Source organism: Neiella marina (assembly GCF_002165625.1).
GTDB classification, from domain to species: domain Bacteria; phylum Pseudomonadota; class Gammaproteobacteria; order Enterobacterales; family Neiellaceae; genus Neiella; species Neiella marina.
On the sequence record NZ_NGNS01000003.1, the window covers coordinates 28,980 to 46,895 of the forward strand.

General features: G+C 48.5%; 20 protein-coding genes. 6 read left to right on the plus strand and 14 right to left on the minus strand.

What is annotated here, in order from left to right; translation table 11 throughout:
* Positions 1 to 3: 3 nt before the first annotated feature.
* The gene (gene uspE / locus CBE68_RS03520; RefSeq protein WP_087504680.1) at positions 4 to 933 is read left to right on the plus strand and encodes a universal stress protein UspE; all 930 of its coding nucleotides are present in this window, start codon (positions 4 to 6) and stop codon (positions 931 to 933) included.
* An 83-nt stretch (positions 934 to 1,016) separates the two neighbouring features.
* The gene (gene ttcA / locus CBE68_RS03525; RefSeq protein ID WP_087504681.1) at positions 1,017 to 1,904 is read left to right on the plus strand and encodes a tRNA 2-thiocytidine(32) synthetase TtcA; all 888 of its coding nucleotides are present in this window, start codon (positions 1,017 to 1,019) and stop codon (positions 1,902 to 1,904) included.
* A gap of 22 nt (positions 1,905 to 1,926) precedes the next feature.
* Here the strand turns inward: ttcA and CBE68_RS03530 are convergent, their stop codons facing one another.
* The 3 genes from CBE68_RS03530 to cobB are packed head-to-tail and all read right to left on the minus strand — an operon-like array spanning position 1,927 to position 3,877.
* Positions 1,927 to 2,520, minus strand: coding sequence for a DUF2987 domain-containing protein (locus CBE68_RS03530; RefSeq protein WP_087504682.1), 594 nt, complete (start codon positions 2,518 to 2,520; stop codon positions 1,927 to 1,929).
* A complete protein-coding gene (locus CBE68_RS03535; RefSeq protein WP_087504683.1) occupies positions 2,517 to 3,155 on the minus strand; it encodes a LysE family translocator in 639 nt (212 codons plus the stop codon). Before CBE68_RS03535 ends, CBE68_RS03530 begins: the two co-directional genes overlap by 4 nt.
* Positions 3,156 to 3,181: 26 nt before the next feature.
* Positions 3,182 to 3,877 carry a Sir2 family NAD+-dependent deacetylase gene (cobB, locus tag CBE68_RS03540; protein WP_087504684.1) on the minus strand — a complete coding sequence of 232 codons (696 nt, stop codon included), beginning with the start codon at positions 3,875 to 3,877 and terminating at the stop codon, positions 3,182 to 3,184.
* 103 nt (positions 3,878 to 3,980) lie between these two features.
* Between cobB and CBE68_RS03545 the strand changes: the two genes are divergently transcribed.
* Together CBE68_RS03545 and CBE68_RS03550 are read left to right on the plus strand one after the other, a co-directional pair.
* Positions 3,981 to 4,841, plus strand: a complete 861-nt coding sequence (locus tag CBE68_RS03545; protein WP_158100483.1) for an NAD-dependent epimerase/dehydratase family protein — start codon at positions 3,981 to 3,983, stop codon at positions 4,839 to 4,841.
* Positions 4,842 to 4,849: 8 nt separating this feature from the next.
* The gene (locus CBE68_RS03550; protein WP_087504686.1) at positions 4,850 to 5,305 is read left to right on the plus strand and encodes a tellurite resistance TerB family protein; all 456 of its coding nucleotides are present in this window, start codon (positions 4,850 to 4,852) and stop codon (positions 5,303 to 5,305) included.
* Positions 5,306 to 5,311: 6 nt separating this feature from the next.
* Here the strand turns inward: CBE68_RS03550 and CBE68_RS03555 are convergent, their stop codons facing one another.
* On the minus strand, positions 5,312 to 6,355 hold the full coding sequence (locus tag CBE68_RS03555; protein ID WP_087504687.1) for a GMP reductase: 1,044 nt from the start codon (positions 6,353 to 6,355) through the stop codon (positions 5,312 to 5,314).
* Between the two features lie 216 nt (positions 6,356 to 6,571).
* On the opposite strand from CBE68_RS03555, the gene moeA reads away from it, so the two are divergent.
* Complete coding sequence (moeA, locus tag CBE68_RS03560; protein ID WP_087504688.1) at positions 6,572 to 7,801, plus strand: molybdopterin molybdotransferase MoeA; 1,230 nt, start codon at positions 6,572 to 6,574, stop codon at positions 7,799 to 7,801.
* Here moeA and moaE read toward each other — a convergent pair.
* From moaE to CBE68_RS03590, 6 genes are read right to left on the minus strand one after another with little or no spacing between them, the layout of a single operon-like run.
* A complete protein-coding gene (gene moaE / locus CBE68_RS03565; RefSeq protein ID WP_087504689.1) occupies positions 7,798 to 8,253 on the minus strand; it encodes a molybdopterin synthase catalytic subunit MoaE in 456 nt (151 codons plus the stop codon). The two genes, moeA and moaE, sit on opposite strands and share 4 nt — an antisense overlap.
* 1 nt (position 8,254) lies before the next feature.
* Positions 8,255 to 8,506 carry a MoaD/ThiS family protein gene (locus CBE68_RS03570; RefSeq protein WP_087504690.1) on the minus strand — a complete coding sequence of 84 codons (252 nt, stop codon included), beginning with the start codon at positions 8,504 to 8,506 and terminating at the stop codon, positions 8,255 to 8,257.
* The gene (moaC, locus tag CBE68_RS03575) at positions 8,503 to 8,979 is read right to left on the minus strand and encodes a cyclic pyranopterin monophosphate synthase MoaC (RefSeq protein ID WP_087504691.1); all 477 of its coding nucleotides are present in this window, start codon (positions 8,977 to 8,979) and stop codon (positions 8,503 to 8,505) included. Before moaC ends, CBE68_RS03570 begins: the two co-directional genes overlap by 4 nt.
* A 1-nt stretch (position 8,980) precedes the next feature.
* Positions 8,981 to 9,502 carry a molybdenum cofactor biosynthesis protein B gene (gene moaB / locus CBE68_RS03580; RefSeq protein ID WP_087504692.1) on the minus strand — a complete coding sequence of 174 codons (522 nt, stop codon included), beginning with the start codon at positions 9,500 to 9,502 and terminating at the stop codon, positions 8,981 to 8,983.
* A gap of 18 nt (positions 9,503 to 9,520) precedes the next feature.
* Complete coding sequence (mobA, locus tag CBE68_RS03585; RefSeq protein ID WP_087504693.1) at positions 9,521 to 10,069, minus strand: molybdenum cofactor guanylyltransferase; 549 nt, start codon at positions 10,067 to 10,069, stop codon at positions 9,521 to 9,523.
* A 36-nt stretch (positions 10,070 to 10,105) separates the two neighbouring features.
* Positions 10,106 to 11,062, minus strand: a complete 957-nt coding sequence (locus CBE68_RS03590) for a DUF481 domain-containing protein (protein WP_158100484.1) — start codon at positions 11,060 to 11,062, stop codon at positions 10,106 to 10,108.
* Between the two features lie 485 nt (positions 11,063 to 11,547).
* On the opposite strand from CBE68_RS03590, the gene CBE68_RS03595 reads away from it, so the two are divergent.
* Positions 11,548 to 11,931, plus strand: a complete 384-nt coding sequence (locus tag CBE68_RS03595) for a hypothetical protein (RefSeq protein WP_143824478.1) — start codon at positions 11,548 to 11,550, stop codon at positions 11,929 to 11,931.
* Positions 11,932 to 12,094: 163 nt separating this feature from the next.
* Here CBE68_RS03595 and CBE68_RS03600 read toward each other — a convergent pair whose 3' ends face one another.
* Genes CBE68_RS03600 through CBE68_RS03615 form a run of 4 tightly spaced genes read right to left on the minus strand, consistent with a single transcriptional unit; the run spans position 12,095 to position 17,915 of the window.
* On the minus strand, positions 12,095 to 13,462 hold the full coding sequence (locus CBE68_RS03600; protein ID WP_087504696.1) for an MFS transporter: 1,368 nt from the start codon (positions 13,460 to 13,462) through the stop codon (positions 12,095 to 12,097).
* A 45-nt stretch (positions 13,463 to 13,507) separates the two neighbouring features.
* Positions 13,508 to 15,121: a glycoside hydrolase family 43 protein gene (locus tag CBE68_RS03605; RefSeq protein WP_087504697.1), complete on the minus strand. Its 1,614-nt coding sequence runs from the start codon at positions 15,119 to 15,121 to the stop codon at positions 13,508 to 13,510.
* A 29-nt stretch (positions 15,122 to 15,150) separates the two neighbouring features.
* Positions 15,151 to 16,731 carry an aldehyde dehydrogenase (NADP(+)) gene (locus tag CBE68_RS03610; RefSeq protein ID WP_087504698.1) on the minus strand — a complete coding sequence of 527 codons (1,581 nt, stop codon included), beginning with the start codon at positions 16,729 to 16,731 and terminating at the stop codon, positions 15,151 to 15,153.
* Positions 16,728 to 17,915, minus strand: coding sequence for a fumarylacetoacetate hydrolase family protein (locus CBE68_RS03615; protein WP_087504699.1), 1,188 nt, complete (start codon positions 17,913 to 17,915; stop codon positions 16,728 to 16,730). The genes CBE68_RS03610 and CBE68_RS03615 overlap by 4 nt, the downstream gene beginning before the upstream one ends.
* Between the last annotated feature and the right edge of the window lies 1 nt (position 17,916).

A 17,916-nucleotide genomic window follows, 5' to 3' on the forward strand; every position in this document is an offset into this window, starting at 1 on the left:
GCCATGAACAATTATAAGAAATTTTTGGTTGTCATCGATCCCGCTTCCGATAAGCAACCAGCGCTATCTCGAGCTTTTCATCTTGCCGATAAAACCGGCGCATCGGTTCACGTCTTTTTGTCGATTTATGATTTCTCGTACGAAATGACCACCATGCTGTCGGTCCAAGAGCGCGAAGCAATGCGAGAAACCGTCATTGCTTCACAGCGCGATTGGTTAGCGGATGTGCTCGCCCAGTACCCTACCCAAGTCAAAACTGAAATCCATGTGATTTGGCATAACCGGCCATTCGAGGCAGTCATACATCATGCACTGCGTTGCGGCATTGATCTGATTATCAAAGCGACTCGTTCTCACGACACCTTGAAATCAGTCATTTTCACGCCAACTGATTGGCATTTGCTTCGTAAGTCGCCTGTACCAGTGTTGTTGGTGAAAGAACATGACTGGCCAGAAAATGGCAAAGTCATTGCGGCGATTGATGCAGGTAATGACGACGATTCACATGCAGGGTTGAATCAGGCCATCATCAGCCAAGCAGTGAAGTTGACCCAGCTAGTTGGTGCGGATGCCTATTTAGTGAACTCCTATCCCGGAGCACCGCTGAATATCTCGGTTGAAATCCCCGATTTTGATCCCGAGTCCTATAACAATGCAGTGAAGAAACATCATCAAGCTGAAGTGAAGAAATTGGCTGAAGGCTTTGATATTGATGATAATCACTGGCATGTCGGTGAAGGACTGCCGGAGGATGTGATCCCAGCTTATGCCAGGCAGCTCGATGCTGAGCTCGTTGTGATGGGCACCGTCGGTCGCACCGGTATTTCCGCAGCACTAATCGGCAATACTGCTGAGCATGTCATTGACCAGCTCAACTGTGATGTCTTAGCAATTAAACCCGAAGGCTTTGAAAGCCCGGTTAAATTGGATTAATCAACACCTCACAATGGGGTCATGAGTTTACTTGGTATCGACGATCCGTATAATACCGTCGATTTTTCCATCAGGTAGGCCACATGACCCCGAAATCAAAATACAACGCCAACAAGCTTGAAAAGCGCTTGTGCCGCAATGTTGGTAAAGCCATCGAAGACTTCAATATGATCGAAGATGGTGACCGCGTCATGGTGTGCCTGTCTGGCGGCAAAGACAGCTATGCCCTTTTAGACATTCTGCTCAAACTGCGTTCGCGAGCACCGATTCACTTTGATATTTTCGCCGTTAACTTGGATCAGAAGCAGCCAGGATTCCCAGAGCACATCTTGCCGCAATATTTAGACTCGCTAGATATCGAATACAAGATCGTTGAGGAAGATACCTACAGCATTGTCAAAGATAAGATCCCGGAAGGTAAAACCACCTGTTCGCTATGCTCTCGTCTGCGCCGGGGCATTCTGTATCGTACGGCAAAAGAATTGGGCGCCACTAAAATCGCCTTGGGTCATCATCGTGATGACATGCTCGAGACGTTGTTCTTGAATATGTTCTATGGTGGGCGACTCAAGTCGATGCCAGCGAAACTAGTATCCGACGATGGTCAACACACAGTGATTAGGCCTTTGGCATACTGCAAGGAAGCGGATCTGATCCGCTATGGCGATATTCAGCAATTCCCAATTATTCCTTGTAACCTCTGTGGTTCACAAGACAACCTGCAACGGCAAGCGGTCAAAGCAATGCTCCACGAGTGGGACCGCCGTTATCCGGGGCGCTCAGAGACAATATTTAAAGCGATGCAAAACGTTGTGCCAAGCCACTTAGCGGATCGCGAACTGTTTGACTTTCTGTCGATGCAACCGACTGGCGAAGCCAATGCCGATGGTGACACGGCGTTTGATCGACCAAGCTTTAGCGAAGTTAAGCCGGAGTATGCCAACGACGTGCAAATCGTTGAGCTCAAGTAGTACGAGTTAAACCACTAGGCGGCTAGTCAGCCGCCATGCTCAACCGCACGTGATCGACATCTGCGGCTAATTCAATCATCTGCGGAAACTGATCGCGATCGTATTGCAGTTGTGTACCGTCACTTAAGTGCAGCACCACCGCGCGCCAATCGGGCATAAAATAGCTAACTGAACCGGCATAATTTTCCATCAATGCATAGATTTGCTCTGCTAGTTGATGCAATTCTTGCCCTGCGAATCGTCGTTTATACATCCGTCCAACAGCGGCCACTTGCAGTTTGCAAGTATTCGGAGCTTGGAACACCAAGGCCCCGCGACCATCTTTGATCCGTTTATCAAAGGGCACAAAGAACTCACCATTATCGACATTCGCCACCAGCGGATATCGGATTTCGCCAACGACTATTTCGGCATCAGCCACACAACTACGCTCAGGATGTTCTGGATTATTGAGAAAGAACGCCGGTTTGACTCGATTATACTTTGCGGAATTGGCACTTTTGAGATAGTCATAAAAACCAGCGTATTCAAGTCGCAACTCTTCAGCCTGACAACTAAAACCAGTTAAGCCTAGCCCAGTAATTAGAGCTGCAGAATAACGATTCAACCATTTCATACCGTCACCTCGGTCACTAGTGTCCAGACGATTCGGGCCGCAATTAAAATCAGCAAACTACTCATAATGATATTGACCAACTGATAGCTGTCTTGCATACGCTGCTGAAGCTTTGGATGCCCAACAACACAAGACAACAAGGCAAACCAGGCAAATGTTGCGAAAACCAAGTAAATGCCATAACCGGCTTTGTCTAACATTGGTGTCGAGTCAGACACCACGGCGGTAAATAGGGCAATGAAAAACAAGGTTGCTTTAGGGTTTAAGCCGTTGGTGATGAGGCCGTTGATAAATGGTCGTGCAGTGGCTTTACGGTCTACCGAGTCACCAAAATCTGCATCTCCTGAGGCGGCTCGGCTGAGCAAGCCATTGACGCCAATGTAACCAAGGTACAAAGCCGCGAGTATCATCATTACCTGCTGCAACCAGGGGTAATGATGCAACAAATAACCAACCCCAGCGACCGAATACAACACATGGACAATAATGCCACAGCCAACTCCTGCTGCGGTTAATACCCCAGCCCGACGGCCAAACTTAATGGCATTGTTGAGCACAATCGCTGTGTCGGGCCCTGGACTCATCACCGCTAGCAAATGGACGCCAGCGATGGTGACAAATTCACTCCAAACCATAACAACCAACCAAAACAAAAGACGCGCTATTGTTTCATTAAATCATCCACGTAGGTAGTCACAATTTGCGATGCTGGACCGTAATGACATTCATTAAAGTTGTGGTTGACGCTCGAAGGTTCAAGGTTTAGTTCAACCGTATGGGCGCCAAACTGAGCTGCTTGTTGCACGAATCCGGCGGCAGGATAAACATTGCCCGAGGTACCAATTGAAATGAACAAGTCGCATTCGGCAAGAGCATCATATATTGCATCCATCTGTTTGGGCATTTCGCCGAACCACACAATGTCTGGTCGCAAGCCACCGACAGCCGCGCATTGCGGGCATGAATCGGCTTCTGAGGTGGCTTCCGTTGTGCGAAATTCATGGCCACAGTGCTGACAAACAATGGCTAACAACTCGCCGTGCATATGAACGACGTGATCGCTATGAGCTCGTTCATGCAAGTTATCGACGTTTTGGGTGACAAGCATTAGTTCATCAGCCCATTGTTCTAATTGCGCTAGCGCATAGTGCGCCGGGTTAGGGGCAATTTCAGGATCAAGAAGCTGTTGACGTCGCTCGTTGTAGAAACGATGAACCAAAGCTGGATTACGGTGAAACCCCTCCGGCGTAGCCACATCCTCGATCGAATGCCCTTCCCACAAGCCGTCAGCTCCGCGAAAGGTTTGAATACCTGACTCGGCAGAGATCCCTGCGCCGGTTAAAACCACTATTTTCATCACTATTCCTTAAGATGGATAAGCGCATTCGACCTTAGCTCGACTTGATTGATGACGCAAGAAAGGCCATAAAGGTGTTATGTTCCGATCGGTTACGAATAATATGGCAAATCAAGTTCCTGATCCCCAATGCCGAATTCTGATAGCAGGCTTTGGTGCGATTGGTAAAACCATGTGCCGACAAGCACCTCAATCATCGCTCATCAGCTTAAGCCGGGCACAAAACTCGCTGGCGAAGCAGCACATACAAGCCGATTTACTGCACCCCGAGACACTGTTGCAAATTCCCGCTATCGATTATGTGGTGTTTACCGCAACGCCTGATTGTCGCACAGAGTCAGCCTATGAGGCCACGTATAACAGGGCATTAGCCAACCTACTGGCCAGCTTGTCTAGACATCAAGTTAAGCGGATTTTCTTCGTCTCAAGTACCAGTGTCTACGGCCAACACAATGGCGAACGAGTTGATGAAGACAGCGAAACGGAAGCCACTAGTTTTAGCGGCAAGATCATTCGCCAAGGTGAACAAATTTTGGCCCACCACCCTATTCCTTCAACTATCGTGCGGTTTGGTGGTATCTATGGCAATGGTCGTTCTATGCTGATTCGTCACGTTAAAGCAGGAGTAGACGTCGCCAATAAGCCCGCTCCGTTGACTAATCGCATCCATGAAGAAGACTGTGCCGGATTGTTGCTCCATTTAATTGCCATGGACTACAGCGGCAAATCACTGGAACCTTGCTATGTTGCAGTCGACAACAACGGTGCAGATAAAGCTGCGGTGTATCAATTCATTGCCGAGCAAATGAATCAACCGGAGTTGGTGAACTTGTTGCCAACAGCTCCGTCTAATCTCGGTAAGCGCTGTGACAACAGTAAAATGCTGAGCACCGGCTACCAGCTGAGCTATCCGGATTATCGATCTGGCTACCAGCAGATGGTCGAAGCAATGGCGCAGGAGTAAATAATCTTATGCTAAATAAAATTTCGCAGTTTTTTGATCAACTAACAACGACGCAATCCAACGAAACACAAACGATTGATCAAGAGTTGGCAATTGCTGCACTGCTAATTGAAATGGCTAATAGTGATGGCACCAGCAGTGATAGAGAGTTATCTGTCATTAGCCAATTGCTGACCAAATTGTTTGGTGTTGCTAAAACTGATGTTGACGCATTAATCAGCAAAGCCAAGCAGTCAAGTGAAGATGCCGTGTGTTTGTATCGTTATACATCTGTGGTGAAGGAAGCATCGATTGACTTGCGCAATCAAGTCGTATTGGCGCTGTGGAAGGTATCCTATGCCGATGGTGTGCTTGATCCACACGAAGAAGCAACGATAAGAAAAGTGGCTGACCTGCTTTATGTCAGCCACAGTGATTTTGTGCGCAACAAGTTAGAAGCCCAAACCATTATGGGCATCGCTTAGCGGCACTTATTCTTTGCCAAATACTTGGTTTTCTTGCTCTTGCACACGAATGAAGGTTGTGCGCTTAGACAGCTCTTTAAGCTGACGGGCGCCAACATAAGTGCAAGCAGAGCGAATACCACCGAGGAAATCCAGCACAGTGGCGTTGACAGGGCCACGATACGGCACTTCAACTGTTTTACCTTCTGAAGCACGATACTCGGCAACACCACCCGCGTGTTTGTCCATTGCCGTCGCGCTGCTCATGCCATAGAAACGTTTGTACTGTTTGCCATCGCGTTCAATCAATTCACCGGCAGCTTCATCGTGACCAGCTAGCATGCCACCGAGCATGATAAAGTCCGCGCCACCACCAAAGGCTTTCGACAAGTCGCCAGCAATTGCGCAACCACCATCCGAAATGATTTGACCGCCAAGACCGTGGGCCGCATCGGCACACTCAATGACTGCGGACAATTGTGGGTAGCCAACACCAGTTTTAACCCGGGTCGTACAAACAGATCCTGGACCGATGCCAACCTTGATAACATCGGCGCCAGCAAGAATAAGCTCTTCAACCATTTCGCCAGTAACAACATTGCCAGCAATAAGCGTTATCTCAGGATATTGCTCTCGAACACTACGTACAAAATTAACGAAAGCTTCGGAATATCCATTGGCGACATCAACACAAATAAACTGCAATTGCGGATGTGTCGACATCAGGGTATTGAGCTTGGCCATGTCTTGCGTCGATGTGCCTGTACTCACCATGATGTGATTAAAAATGCTTTCATCCTGAGCCGCGAGAAATTCACTCCACTGCTCTACCGAGTAGTGCTTATGAACCGCGGTGATCATCTTATGCTCTGCAAGCGCAATGGCCATCTCGAATGAGCCAACCGTATCCATGTTGGCGGCGATAATCGGAACGCCAGTCCAAGTTTTACCGCTATTCACAAAAGTGAAGGTGCGATTGAGTTCAACTTGGGAGCGAGAGCTCAGCGTCGAGCGTTTGGGGCGGATGAGTACATCTTTAAAGCCCAATTTGATATCCGATTCGATCCGCATGTGGAAAACCTCTGAATGTTTAATTTACTTGCCTATTATGGGGCTGAACAAGGCAGACCCAAGGGCAACGACAGCTATTAAGTGTATGGGAATTTAATGAAACTGCCTGCCCAGGTTTTGATACCGAACATTAAATTGCCGGTTAGCACCGCTTTCCTACCATTCTAGTGACGCTTTGTTAGTATTGCTGCAACAACAATTACATGTAGGTGTTTCATGGCGGATTGCTATTCAAATGGATTAATGCCCTTAGCTGAGGGAATTCGAATTTTGCTCGACAAGGTCATGGCGGTGAGCGGCAATGAGCTCGTGCCTCTTGCTAAGGCCACCGGTCGGATCGTCGCTCAAGCCATCGACTGCCCAATTAATGTGCCGCCAGCAAACAATTCAGCAATGGATGGTTATGGCGTTAGATCAAATGATTGTAACGCTGCAGTGACGCTAACATGCGTTGGAGAAGCCCTTGCCGGACAACCATATGTTGGCGCAATTGAAGCTGGCCAATGCATACGTATCATGACCGGAGCGATTATTCCTGATGGTATTGATGCCGTAGTGATGCAGGAAAATGTGACGCGCGATCAGCAACAAGTAACGCTCAATGCAGGCGTCAAATCAGGCCAAAACATTCGCCTAGCCGGCGAAGATCTGACATCAGGGCAACTACTATTTGAGCCTGGACATCGGATTAAACCCGCCGATATTGGCCTGCTCGCATCGTTGGGTATTGCAACCGTGACGGTAAAGCGAAAACCTAAAGTGGCTTTGCTATCCAACGGTGATGAATTGGTCGAGCCAGGTCAGCCGCTGGCTTCTGGGCAAATCTATGAAAGTAATCGCTATGCCCTCGCAGCGATGCTCAAGCGTTTACCTTTAGATGTCGATGAGTTTGGGATTATCCCTGATCAACCGCAATCGATTCGGCAAGCATTTAGCACCGCGAGCGAATACGATGCGGTGATCAGCAGTGGCGGTGTCAGCGTCGGTGACGCTGATTACATCAAACAGATCCTCGAGGAAATGGGCCAAATCGATTTTTGGAAATTGGCAATTAAGCCGGGCAAACCATTCGCTTACGGCCGTCTTGGCAACGCCCATTATTTCGGCCTACCAGGCAATCCAGTGTCGGCAATGGTAACTTGCCACCAGCTCGCAGTACCCGCGCTTCGTCAGTTAACTGGTGAGCACAGTGAGCCGCCGTTAACCATCACTGCTACAACCACCGAGGCGATTCGCAAGCGCCCAGGACGATTAGATTTTCAACGTGGCGTTGCCCAACGATCAGAAGATGGTCGCTTGCTGGTAACAACCACTGGGCGACAAGGCTCTGGCATTATGTCATCGCTCAGCAACGCCAATTGTTTCTTGGTACTAGAGCAAGAGCGCGGCAACATTGAAGCCGGTGAACAGGTTGAAGTGTTATTGTTTGATCAACTACTAAGTTAATCCCAGCTTGCCGATGCGTCAGAGTCGCAGGCTCTGGCATCAAGCCAACGATCACCTTGTTTCGTGGTTTCTTTCTTCCAGAATGGCGCTTGAGTTTTTAGTTTATCCATTAAAAACCGAGCGCCTTCAAAAGCGGCATCTCGATGAGCGGAGCTTACGCCAACAAAAACGATCGGATCGCCAGGAATGAGCGCACCAACGCGATGAAACACACTCACTCGCAGTAACGGCCAACGTTCACTGGCTTGCTCAATTAACGCCATTAGACTCTTTTCCGTCATCGCAGGGTAGTGCTCAAGTACTAAGCCAGTGACTTCATCATCGAGATTTTGTTGGCGTACCTGACCGATGAAGTTGACCATGGCGCCGGCATGATGATCCGCCGTTAGCCACGCCAAGTGCTCACCTACATCTATCCAATTGTCGTTAACCGCTAAGCGAATGTCAGTCACCTCAACCTCCGGTTACTGGCGGGAACAGCGCGATTTCATCACCATCATTGATGACCACCTCATCTGCTGCCATTTGCTGATTGACGGCAACAAGTAACGCATCATTTTGTATTGCTGTTTTAATCACTGGGTATTGGTCTGCTAACTGATTTTTTAGCATTTTGACTTCACAAGGCAGCGTCAACGCAGCGCTGATTTGGCCTTGTCCGATTGCCTCGCGTAAACTGGCAAATACTAAGATTGACGTCGTCATGCTTGCCAGTGCCCCGTCTTACCGCCTTCTTTACTCAAAACACGAATACCGTCAATTCGCATTGCCGGATCAGCAGCTTTACACATGTCAAATAGGGTCAGCGCGGCAACTGAGCAAGCCGTTAATGCTTCCATTTCCACGCCCGTTTTGCCTGCCAACTTGCACAAAGCTTCAATCCGAATACGGCTTTGCTCGGCCTCAATAGCAAAATCGACGGACACTTTGGTAAGCGCCAGCGGGTGGCACAAAGGGATTAACTGTGAGGTTTGCTTCGCCGCTTGAATACCTGCGATTCGAGCAGTAGCTAACACGTCACCTTTAGCATTGGTTTGTTCAATCACTGCCGATAGAGCGGCGGCCGACATGTAAATATACCCCTCTGCAATCGCGCTTCGTTGGGTGACTTGCTTATCGGAGACATCCACCATATTGGCTTCGCCAGCCGCGTTAATGTGGCTTAACGGATTACTCATGTTATTCAACCGGGCTGACGTGCGGAGCAAAGTTACAAGGACGATGACGACTGTCTAATTGCTCTTGTAAAATTCCGGTCCAAGCTGTTTTGCAAGCGTTTGTCGAACCAGGCATACAGAAAATAGCGGTGCCGTTTGCAAAGCCAGCAAAGGCGCGAGACTGAACAGTTGAGGTGCCAATTTCACCATATGAAATGTGGCGAAACAGCTCGCCAAACCCTTCAATCTGGCGATCAAACAATGGCGCGAATGCCTCTGGAGTGGTATCGCGAGCGGTAAAGCCGGTGCCGCCAGTAGACAACACGACTTGGATTGATGGGTCGGCAATCCATTGTGATAACTGGGCACGGAGTTGATATTTGTCATCAATACAAATGGCCTTGGCTACAACGTTGTGACCACTGGCTTTTGCTTGCTCAACCAGATAATTGCCAGATGTGTCAGTGGATTCATCGCGAGTATCAGAGACTGTTAAAACTGCGATTTGAAGGGGTGTTAGGGTATCACTAGCAAGATGTGCCATGACTATTCCTTGTGTATTTTATAGGGTTTTATTGGCCAAAAACTGCTGCCATTGCTCGGGTGTATTAATGTTACCCAACACTGCCCCAGCGGGGTCAGCAACAGCTCGACATTGCTCGCTGGCAAGCCAGTGTCGAATTGACCAGTGTTTGTGATTATTACTTTTGAGGCAAGCTCTAATATTGGCTAAGCATTCATCGCCTGAAGCAATATAAAGCGGTAGTACTGACCTCGCAAAATGAGCACAAGTATGAGCCATTTCGCCATGTTGGATCAATTGCCGCAGCACGGCTTCATCCAACAGCGGCATGTCGACAGGCACAACCAGCCAACGGGCATTCGGCTTAGCACTCAATACCGCTTCAATGCCGGCCAACGGCCCCTGCTCGATGAATTGATCTGCAACGTCAACACCACTGACGACGACGTTATCTATGCCAGCTGAGTGCAGCAACTGCGTCATATACTGCTGTAACGTCATATCGGCGACCACTAAATCGCCCTTGGCAGTTCCCATACGCGACGACTTGCCACCATTTAAGATCAGACCATAAAGAGGAAACTGCACAACAACCTCGTTAGCTTCATGATGTGTTCCAGATTATTAGTAATCAATGCCAATGCCAACCACCATGCGATAATCGTCTTTCTCAGGGATCACACCATCTTCATCGGCTCGAGGGTTGTCAGTGCGGTCCCAAACGACCGATACGTCGAGATCGATATACTTGGTAATCTCAGCAGAGATAGTAGACACCAGGTGGTGGGTGTAGCGACCAGAGGCTTCATTGACAATCATCATCTGCATACTGGTTTTCCAGTCAAGCCAATGAGTGAGCTCGGTATCGTAGACCGATGATGCGGTTAGTGCAGGAGTGCGTTCATCGCCGTCTTGCCCTACTTCGACAGATTCAAACCGAGTTACTTGATAGCCTAAAGTGGTGGACACGTCCCACTCGGTACTATCGTCCTCGATGAGCCGATAACCAAAGCCACTACCAGCAGTAGTTCGGCGCTCAATGTTTTGAAATTTGTCAATAAACAGTTCGCCTTGAAAGGTACGCCAAAAAAACTTACGACTAACAAAACGGTCGTATACGCCCTTTAAGCGATGATTGTTTGCGGTCTGAGAGTCGTCCTTTACCGAGATATAGCCTAGGTAATCAATTGTCGCTCTGGTATTCGCTGTCCGACGCTGCACATCCGCACTGGCATTAAATTCACTTTCGTCATTGTTACCTTGTCTAACGGAGTAGCCCAACGATACCTTTGCCGACCATTGAGAAAAAGCTCGTTCTTCGCGCGGCGCAATCGAAACAATGTCGTAGGCATCAAAAATCTGCTGCTGTTGCGCTGTTGCAATCACTACCTTGTCACCAATTCGATCCAGTTGACCAATGATCTTGCCACCGGATTCGGTGAAAATACCAAACTCACCGCTAGCATGAATGGTGACAATGTCGCTCCAGTCAATGGTCAGTAAGCCAAGCTTGTCACTATCAAACTTGACGCTGTCTTGGTACATAGAGATGACATCACCTTTGACCCATTCTCCGGACACCAGTTGAATCCAAGTAGCTTCAACACTTTTGGGTGGCGGTGGCGTCCAGTTATTTGCGCAAACAGGACCAGCTGAGGCCACAAATCCGATTGTGGCAAGCATTATCCATAGCCGGCGGCGGCCGATTTGCTTTGAGAACTTCATCCAGTAAGCCGTTACTTATTTAATAATCAAGCTGATGCAATGACATTGTCATGCCATAAACATTATATGAAACTACTTATTTTACCGAGTAAAATATGATCTGTAACAGCGGTGAGCTGCGGAGACCACACAAACCAAAAATCAACCACTAACAGAGCAATATCAGAAGCTTACCAGAGCAATTAAAAAAATTAATGAAAAAAATGTGAGCAAACTCACTCGTTTCTGCTAACTTACGAGGGGTCGCAATGAACGTTTGCCGCTGTTTATCGGTTGACGGTCCCCTTGCAACTTGATGACGCACTCAGCGCACAATGCACTCTAAGACATGGAGATGACTCATGGAGTCTTTAGGAGTTTTGGATTCGGAATCTCGAGGCTGCCCGAGAGTTTCCCTCGCTCAAGGAATTGTCCAAGCCCGCCTACCGATGCCAAATAATTGGAATTGGTTCACTAACGTCAGTACTGTCGACGTAATCAATGTTTCTCAGACCGGCTTAGGAGTCGCCTGCCGACTGCCTTTAACTGGCTGTATCGACCTGTTATTTAAGCTAAAAAACGAATCAAGCTTGAAACTAAAATGTATCGTAAAACATCAGCAAGTGACGTTAGATGGCGTTTATCTCGGCATTGAAATTATCGAAGGCAACACCTGCAATCCGTCATTGTTTGAACGTTGCGTGTCAAACGAATTGCACCCCGAACTACAGCTCGTCAGCCATTAATCATTCGTTTCTTTAGGCCATCTTCCATTGGAAGGCCTATTTCTTACACGCTAATGAAAACGTTTACCAAGGCACCTTGATCTTTCAATGAAAACGTTTTCCTTACTTACTAGTCAATGGTCGTTAACAGGTATGTGGGAAGGCACTAGGTGCCTTTGCCCAATCAAGCAGCTAAACGACGCTGGCGCAATTCATCCTCAACTTGCTCCATCGTTGCTTCACTAAAAGGATAGAAAATGATCATTAGGCCAGAGAGCAAGGCAAAGGATGCCGGAATGACACTAACAAGCATGACGATGGTTTCGAGTGCTTGCTGGTTTTGAGGCTGATTCGCGACATAGCCTGACAACCCAAGTAAGTACCCTGCTAGCGCACCACCAACAACCAAACCGGCTTTAACGCCAATCAGCATGGTTGAGTAAATTAATGCCATGACCTTTCGACCAGTTTTCCACTCGGTGTAATCGGCTAAATCCGCATACAGCACATACAACAGCACAGGAATCGGGCCAGCGACAAAGGACGCACAGCAGTTAAATACCAGCATCAAGCCATAGGCATCAGGCGGCAATAGATAAAACGCAAAGAGCATGACGCTAGTACAGCATGTCAAGGTCACCAGTAAATGTTTCTTGGCAAACTTTTTGACCAGGAAATTAGCCAACAAGATACCCAGCAGAAATGAGACGCTGCCAACACTAAAAAACAATGCTGCTTTCGATTGGTCACCGACATAATAATCAAAGTAAAACAGCAAGGCGCCATTGCGAACCGCGACATGAATCAAATTGAATAATGCGGAGACAAAAAGCACGCCCCACCCTAGGTTGGTCAACAAGGCTTTTAGATCACCTTTAATATCAGAACTTGGCTGGCTCGAATCTAGCGTTTTGCCGTCATTGACTCGTTCTTTGGTGCTGATAAAAGTGAACGCATAAAGTAGCGTTGCCAAGATCATAAACAATGCAATCGTCGTTCGGTAGCCCGACGACAAGTCCCCTTCAGCGCCACCAAAAGAATCAATCAAGTACAAGGTGATCGCGCCAGTTAATAGTTGCGCGCTGAACGCACCAAAAAACCTAAAACTCGACAATTGGGTGCGTTGCGCTGCATCTGGGGTCATTACTCCCATCAGCGCCGAATAAGGAATTTGCACCACTGTATACAGCAACATTGCTAGCGAGTATGAAATCCACGCATAGATAAGCTTACCGTCAGGGCCCAAATCCGGTGTAATGAACATGAGGTAACCACAAAGCCCTAAGGGTACCGAACCAAACAATATCCAAGGTCGATACTTGCCCCATTTGCTGCGAGTCCTGTCCGCCCAAATTCCAACCATAGGGTCGGTGACAATATCCAGTAATCGAGTAATGGCAAACATGGTGGCTGCAGCCGTCGCTGAGATGCCGAACACATCAACGTAGAACTTGAGTAAAAACAAATTCCATGTATGAAACAGCAGATTGGCGGCGAAATCGCCGCTGCCATAGCCCAGCTTTTCTACTAACGATAGTTTTTCGTTCTGCATGTTACTTCTCGCAGTCAATGATTAAGACAACCACCGGCCATTCGGTTAACGGTGAGATAATTCCTTGTATTCAAACCAATCGAAGTCAGCATGAACGCCCTGGCCTGATAAATCCTGACATGCCATACCAACAAAGGCGCCAGTGAACGCAGCATGAAAACGCTCCTTGAAGTTAGCGGCATGCTCATCAGAGAGAATACTGCCATCTAGCACGGGGCCAATTTTGTGCCATTGATGTTCATTGATACCGTAATAAAACTGCAAATCTGCGCCGTTGAAGTCCGCTTTCAAATAAACGCGCTCGGCACCGGTAATATCAACAGGCTCGGTCAATGGATAGTCGTAATGCACCCGATCGGCGCTGATGATTGAGAGAAATTTTTTGTTGGCGTCACCGCCAAAATCATCACCGTGAATGTGCAGATAATGGAAGTAATAGGTGTTGTAGTAACACACCAATCCCGCCATTTGCTGAAAGTTGCTAGGGGCAAATTCTACACACGTGGCAGTTTCTGTGTGATGCTCCTGCACGCGGCGCGCCACTAAGCTTTGGTTAAAACAAGACGCCAATGACTCACGACCGTATAAACGCAAGTAACCTGGCCGGTCGCTTTGATTGACCCAAACTGGCGACATTGGCACTCGCGGTGATTGAAAGTGCAAATCTATCTGTTCACCATCAAAATCCTGCCGCTCAGGTGGCGGTGGAAATGGATGTTCCAGTAAACGCGGCGCTTCAACTTCTGGGCGAGGCTGACAACCGCCACAACCCAAATACAGCCAGTCATCATCACGCCACTCAACTCGTTCTATGGCAGTTTCGCGCCCAGTAATACAGCGACCCCGTTCGGTCAATGGACGACCGGTGAGAAACACCGCGTACCACTCTCCATTTTGAGTTTCTACTAGATCGCCATGTCCGGTGCGCTGCAAATAAGCACTCGGATCTTCTAATGCAGAGACAATCGGATTATGTGGGTGCACTTCATACGGGCCAGTGATCGACTTCGCGCGAGCCAACGTCATGGCATGTTCATAACCCGTGCCGCCTTCGGCGGTGAGCAAATAGTAATAGCCGTTACGCTTATAGAGGTGCGGTCCCTCGGTACGCCCCCGCTCTGTGCCTTCAAAGATGTAGTGAATATCACCAACTAATTTCTTTTGTCGCTTACTGTATTGCTGTAATACGATGCCACCAAAGAACTTGTCGTTTCGGTGATCGACCACCATATTGACCATCCAAGTTTTGCCATCATCATCATGGAAAAACGATGAGTCAAAACCACTGGAATTGAGATAAATTGGCTCCGACCAAGGCCCCTCAATGTCGGTCGCGGTAACGACATAATTGGGGGTATCTTTCCACGGGCCATCAAAACGTTTGACGTTGGTGTACAACAAATAGAACACGCCATCATGATGCGATAAGCATGGCGCCCAAACGCCGCATGAATCGGGTATTCCAGCCATATCTAATTGCGAAACACGATCAAGTGGGCGGCCGATCAAGCGCCAATTTTTGAGATCTTTTGAATGATGCAGTTGGTAGCCAGGAAACCACTCAAATGTCGAAGTAACAATATAGTAGTCGTCTCCAACACGAAGAATACTAGGGTCAGGGTTAAAGCCACGAATAATTGGATTAGTTATTGTTGTCATGGGTTTTGCTCACGTTCTCAGGTGTTACGTCAATCGATTGCTGCGGTTGTTAGCTCATTATTCAATCGGCGATTAATTGCCAGTGGATTGGAATTCTTCAACGCAGCGGGCAGCAACTCGTCAGGTGCGTCTTGGAAGCTGACAAAGCGAGCGAACCTTGTGATCGCATCGGCGCCAACACTAGTTGTTGATGGTGCCGATGACGCCGGATACGGGCCACCATGTTGCTGCGAAGGACAGACTTCGACACCAGTCGGAAAGCCATTGCTAATCACTCGACCAACGCGTTGGCTCAACGCCTCGAATAGCCGTTTTGCAATGCTGCTCTCGTCAGGTTGATGGTGAATGGTTGCAGTTAAATTACCGTGGCATGCATCAGCCACCAGATACATTTGTTCCAACGAGGAGCACTCTACGACTAGCGTTGAAGGACCAAAAACTTCTTGTTGCAATGTATCATCGGCTAGAAATGCCTCCGCGCTGGTGACCAATAGCTGGCTTTGAGGCGTCATTGCGGATTGATTCGGTTGGTAAACTGTCAGCAACTCAACCGCCGGTTTTGCTGCCAGCTGCTTCATGCCTGTCTGGAACGCTTCAGCGATTTGTTGATTAAGCAGTTGGCCCGCCGGCATTTGTTCGAACGCCGCGAGTAATTGATCAATAAACTGTGGCTCCCGCAACACAACAGCAATTCCTGGAGAGGTACAGAACTGACCACAGCCCAAAGCAACCGATTGAGCAAATTGTATGGCAATTTGTTCTCCGCGCCGGGCAATTGCACCAGGCGTTATAAATACCGGATTGACACTGCCCATTTCGGCAAACACCGGAATCGGCCGCGACCGAGCTGCGGCTAAATTCATTAACGCTCGCCCCCCGCGCAATGAGCCGGTAAAGCCAACTGCCTCAATCGCTGGATGAGTGACCAAAACTCGTCCCAACTCATGCGTGACGCCTTGCAGCATTGAGAACACGCCGTTGGGCAACTTGCATTGTTTGATCGCACGATCAATTGCCACCGCAAACAGCTCATTGGTTGCCGGGTGACTCGGGTGACCTTTGACGATCACGGGATTACCGGCTGCCAGTGCCGAAGCGGTATCGCCACCAAGCGTGCCAAAAGCAAATGGAAAGTTTGAAGCGCCAAACACGGCTACTGGGCCTATCGGTCGTAACATCCGCCGCAAATCGGGTTTTGGCAAAGGTTGGCGCTCGGCATCCGCAGTATCGATTGAGGCTTGCACCCACTCGCCAGTTGCAACAATGGCGGCAAATGCGCGCAGCTGGCCACATGTGCGGCCACGCTCTCCGGTTAGGCGGGCTAAACCTAGGCCAGTTTCTGCATCTGCAACTTCAAGTAGTTGATCCCCCAGCGCTTCAATTTGATCTGCGATCGTGGATAGAAAGTTGGCGATGTGATCATTACTCAATTGACTGTATTGGTGGTAGGCGTACTGAGCGCTCTCGAGCGCTTCGGCAACATTCATCTCAGTACAGCTTTGATACATCGCCATGGTTTGCTGCGCCACCGGATCCATACCATAGAAGCTGGTTCCCAAAGGCAGCAGCCATTGTCCCGCGATATATGACTGTTGGGTAAGTTGAATCATGACAGCAATCCTCGTTGCGCTAGATTTTCCATTAATGCACTGATACCGAACGTCCAAGGCGGTGCTTGGTTAGACCAAGTGACAGTGTTTTCCAACGCCCCTAACTTTGGGGATGCAATGCGGACTGTATCGCCCTGCTTATGGGTAAAACCGTTGCCTTCGCCATCACGATCTTGAGTGGGCGCAAATAAGGTGCCGGTAAACAAAGCAAAACCGTCTGGATATTGATGATTTTCCGAGTAAGTTTGGGCAACCAAATCCAACACATCACGGCTTATTTTGCTCATGTCGCTACCGTCTTTCAGTGTGTATCGATCTGACTCGCCGGTAATGGTCAGATCAACAGCCGCGCATCGAACATCGTCGATACTAAAAGAGCTATCAAATAGGCGAATAAACGGCCCCATCGCGCAAGACGCATTATTGTCTTTCGCTTTGCCCAACAGCAAAGCACTGCGCCCTTCGACATCACGTAAGTTCACATCATTTCCCAATGTCGCCCCCACCACTTGACCGCTACCATTGACCGCTAGCACCACCTCAGGCTCGGGGTTATTCCAACTTGAAATCGGGTTCAAACCAACAGCAGCACCAGTACCCACTGATGACATTGGCTGTGATTTAGTGAAAACCTCGGCATAGGGGCCAATACCAACTTCAAGATATTGCGACCATAATCCTTCGGTTTGCAGAATTTGTTTTAAGGTCTGTGCTTGCGACGAACCTGGCACAATCGCGTTAATGTCATTGCCTATTCGATCAGCAATCTTTGCTCGCACAATTGCGGCTTTAGCGGCATCACCTTCCGCGCGTTCTTCAATCACTCTCTCAAGCATTGAGCAAATAAAGGTCACCCCGCAGGCCTTAATCGCCTGTAAATCGAAAGGCGACAGGAAGTGTGGCAGTTCTAAATCCCCGTGATGGTTCATGGTGTTGGCCATGATGTCATCAAACTTGCCAATATTGACTAGGACATTGACCTGTAGATTGACTAAATCGATGTCACTGTTTAACAGCTGAGCACAAGTCGGCGCTAACGGCGACAAGTCAAAAACACCTTGTTCAGTAATTAACACTGGCGCAGGACCAGCGATTGAACCAGTAGTCGATGCCGGTAGCCATGCTCGTCCAAGCAAGGTGCCAGCATAACCATCGACCGGTAGATAATTTGCTAATTGATTCATA

What these genes read in the sequence shown, in the direction of transcription:
- uspE (WP_087504680.1), top strand. Translation starts at nt 4, where the DNA reads ATGAACAATTATAAGAAATTTTTGGTTGTCATCGATCCCGCTTCCGAT.
- ttcA (WP_087504681.1), top strand. Translation starts at nt 1,017, where the DNA reads ATGACCCCGAAATCAAAATACAACGCCAACAAGCTTGAAAAGCGCTTG.
- CBE68_RS03530 (WP_087504682.1), bottom strand. Translation starts at nt 2,520, where the DNA reads ATGAAATGGTTGAATCGTTATTCTGCAGCTCTAATTACTGGGCTAGGC.
- CBE68_RS03535 (WP_087504683.1), bottom strand. Translation starts at nt 3,155, where the DNA reads ATGGTTTGGAGTGAATTTGTCACCATCGCTGGCGTCCATTTGCTAGCG.
- cobB (WP_087504684.1), bottom strand. Translation starts at nt 3,877, where the DNA reads ATGAAAATAGTGGTTTTAACCGGCGCAGGGATCTCTGCCGAGTCAGGT.
- CBE68_RS03545 (WP_158100483.1), top strand. Translation starts at nt 3,981, where the DNA reads ATGGCAAATCAAGTTCCTGATCCCCAATGCCGAATTCTGATAGCAGGC.
- CBE68_RS03550 (WP_087504686.1), top strand. Translation starts at nt 4,850, where the DNA reads ATGCTAAATAAAATTTCGCAGTTTTTTGATCAACTAACAACGACGCAA.
- CBE68_RS03555 (WP_087504687.1), bottom strand. Translation starts at nt 6,355, where the DNA reads ATGCGGATCGAATCGGATATCAAATTGGGCTTTAAAGATGTACTCATC.
- moeA (WP_087504688.1), top strand. Translation starts at nt 6,572, where the DNA reads ATGGCGGATTGCTATTCAAATGGATTAATGCCCTTAGCTGAGGGAATT.
- CBE68_RS03570 (WP_087504690.1), bottom strand. Translation starts at nt 8,506, where the DNA reads ATGACGACGTCAATCTTAGTATTTGCCAGTTTACGCGAGGCAATCGGA.
- moaC (WP_087504691.1), bottom strand. Translation starts at nt 8,979, where the DNA reads ATGAGTAATCCGTTAAGCCACATTAACGCGGCTGGCGAAGCCAATATG.
- moaB (WP_087504692.1), bottom strand. Translation starts at nt 9,502, where the DNA reads ATGGCACATCTTGCTAGTGATACCCTAACACCCCTTCAAATCGCAGTT.
- CBE68_RS03595 (WP_143824478.1), top strand. Translation starts at nt 11,548, where the DNA reads ATGGAGTCTTTAGGAGTTTTGGATTCGGAATCTCGAGGCTGCCCGAGA.
- CBE68_RS03600 (WP_087504696.1), bottom strand. Translation starts at nt 13,462, where the DNA reads ATGCAGAACGAAAAACTATCGTTAGTAGAAAAGCTGGGCTATGGCAGC.
- CBE68_RS03605 (WP_087504697.1), bottom strand. Translation starts at nt 15,121, where the DNA reads ATGACAACAATAACTAATCCAATTATTCGTGGCTTTAACCCTGACCCT.
- CBE68_RS03610 (WP_087504698.1), bottom strand. Translation starts at nt 16,731, where the DNA reads ATGATTCAACTTACCCAACAGTCATATATCGCGGGACAATGGCTGCTG.
- CBE68_RS03615 (WP_087504699.1), bottom strand. Translation starts at nt 17,915, where the DNA reads ATGAATCAATTAGCAAATTATCTACCGGTCGATGGTTATGCTGGCACC.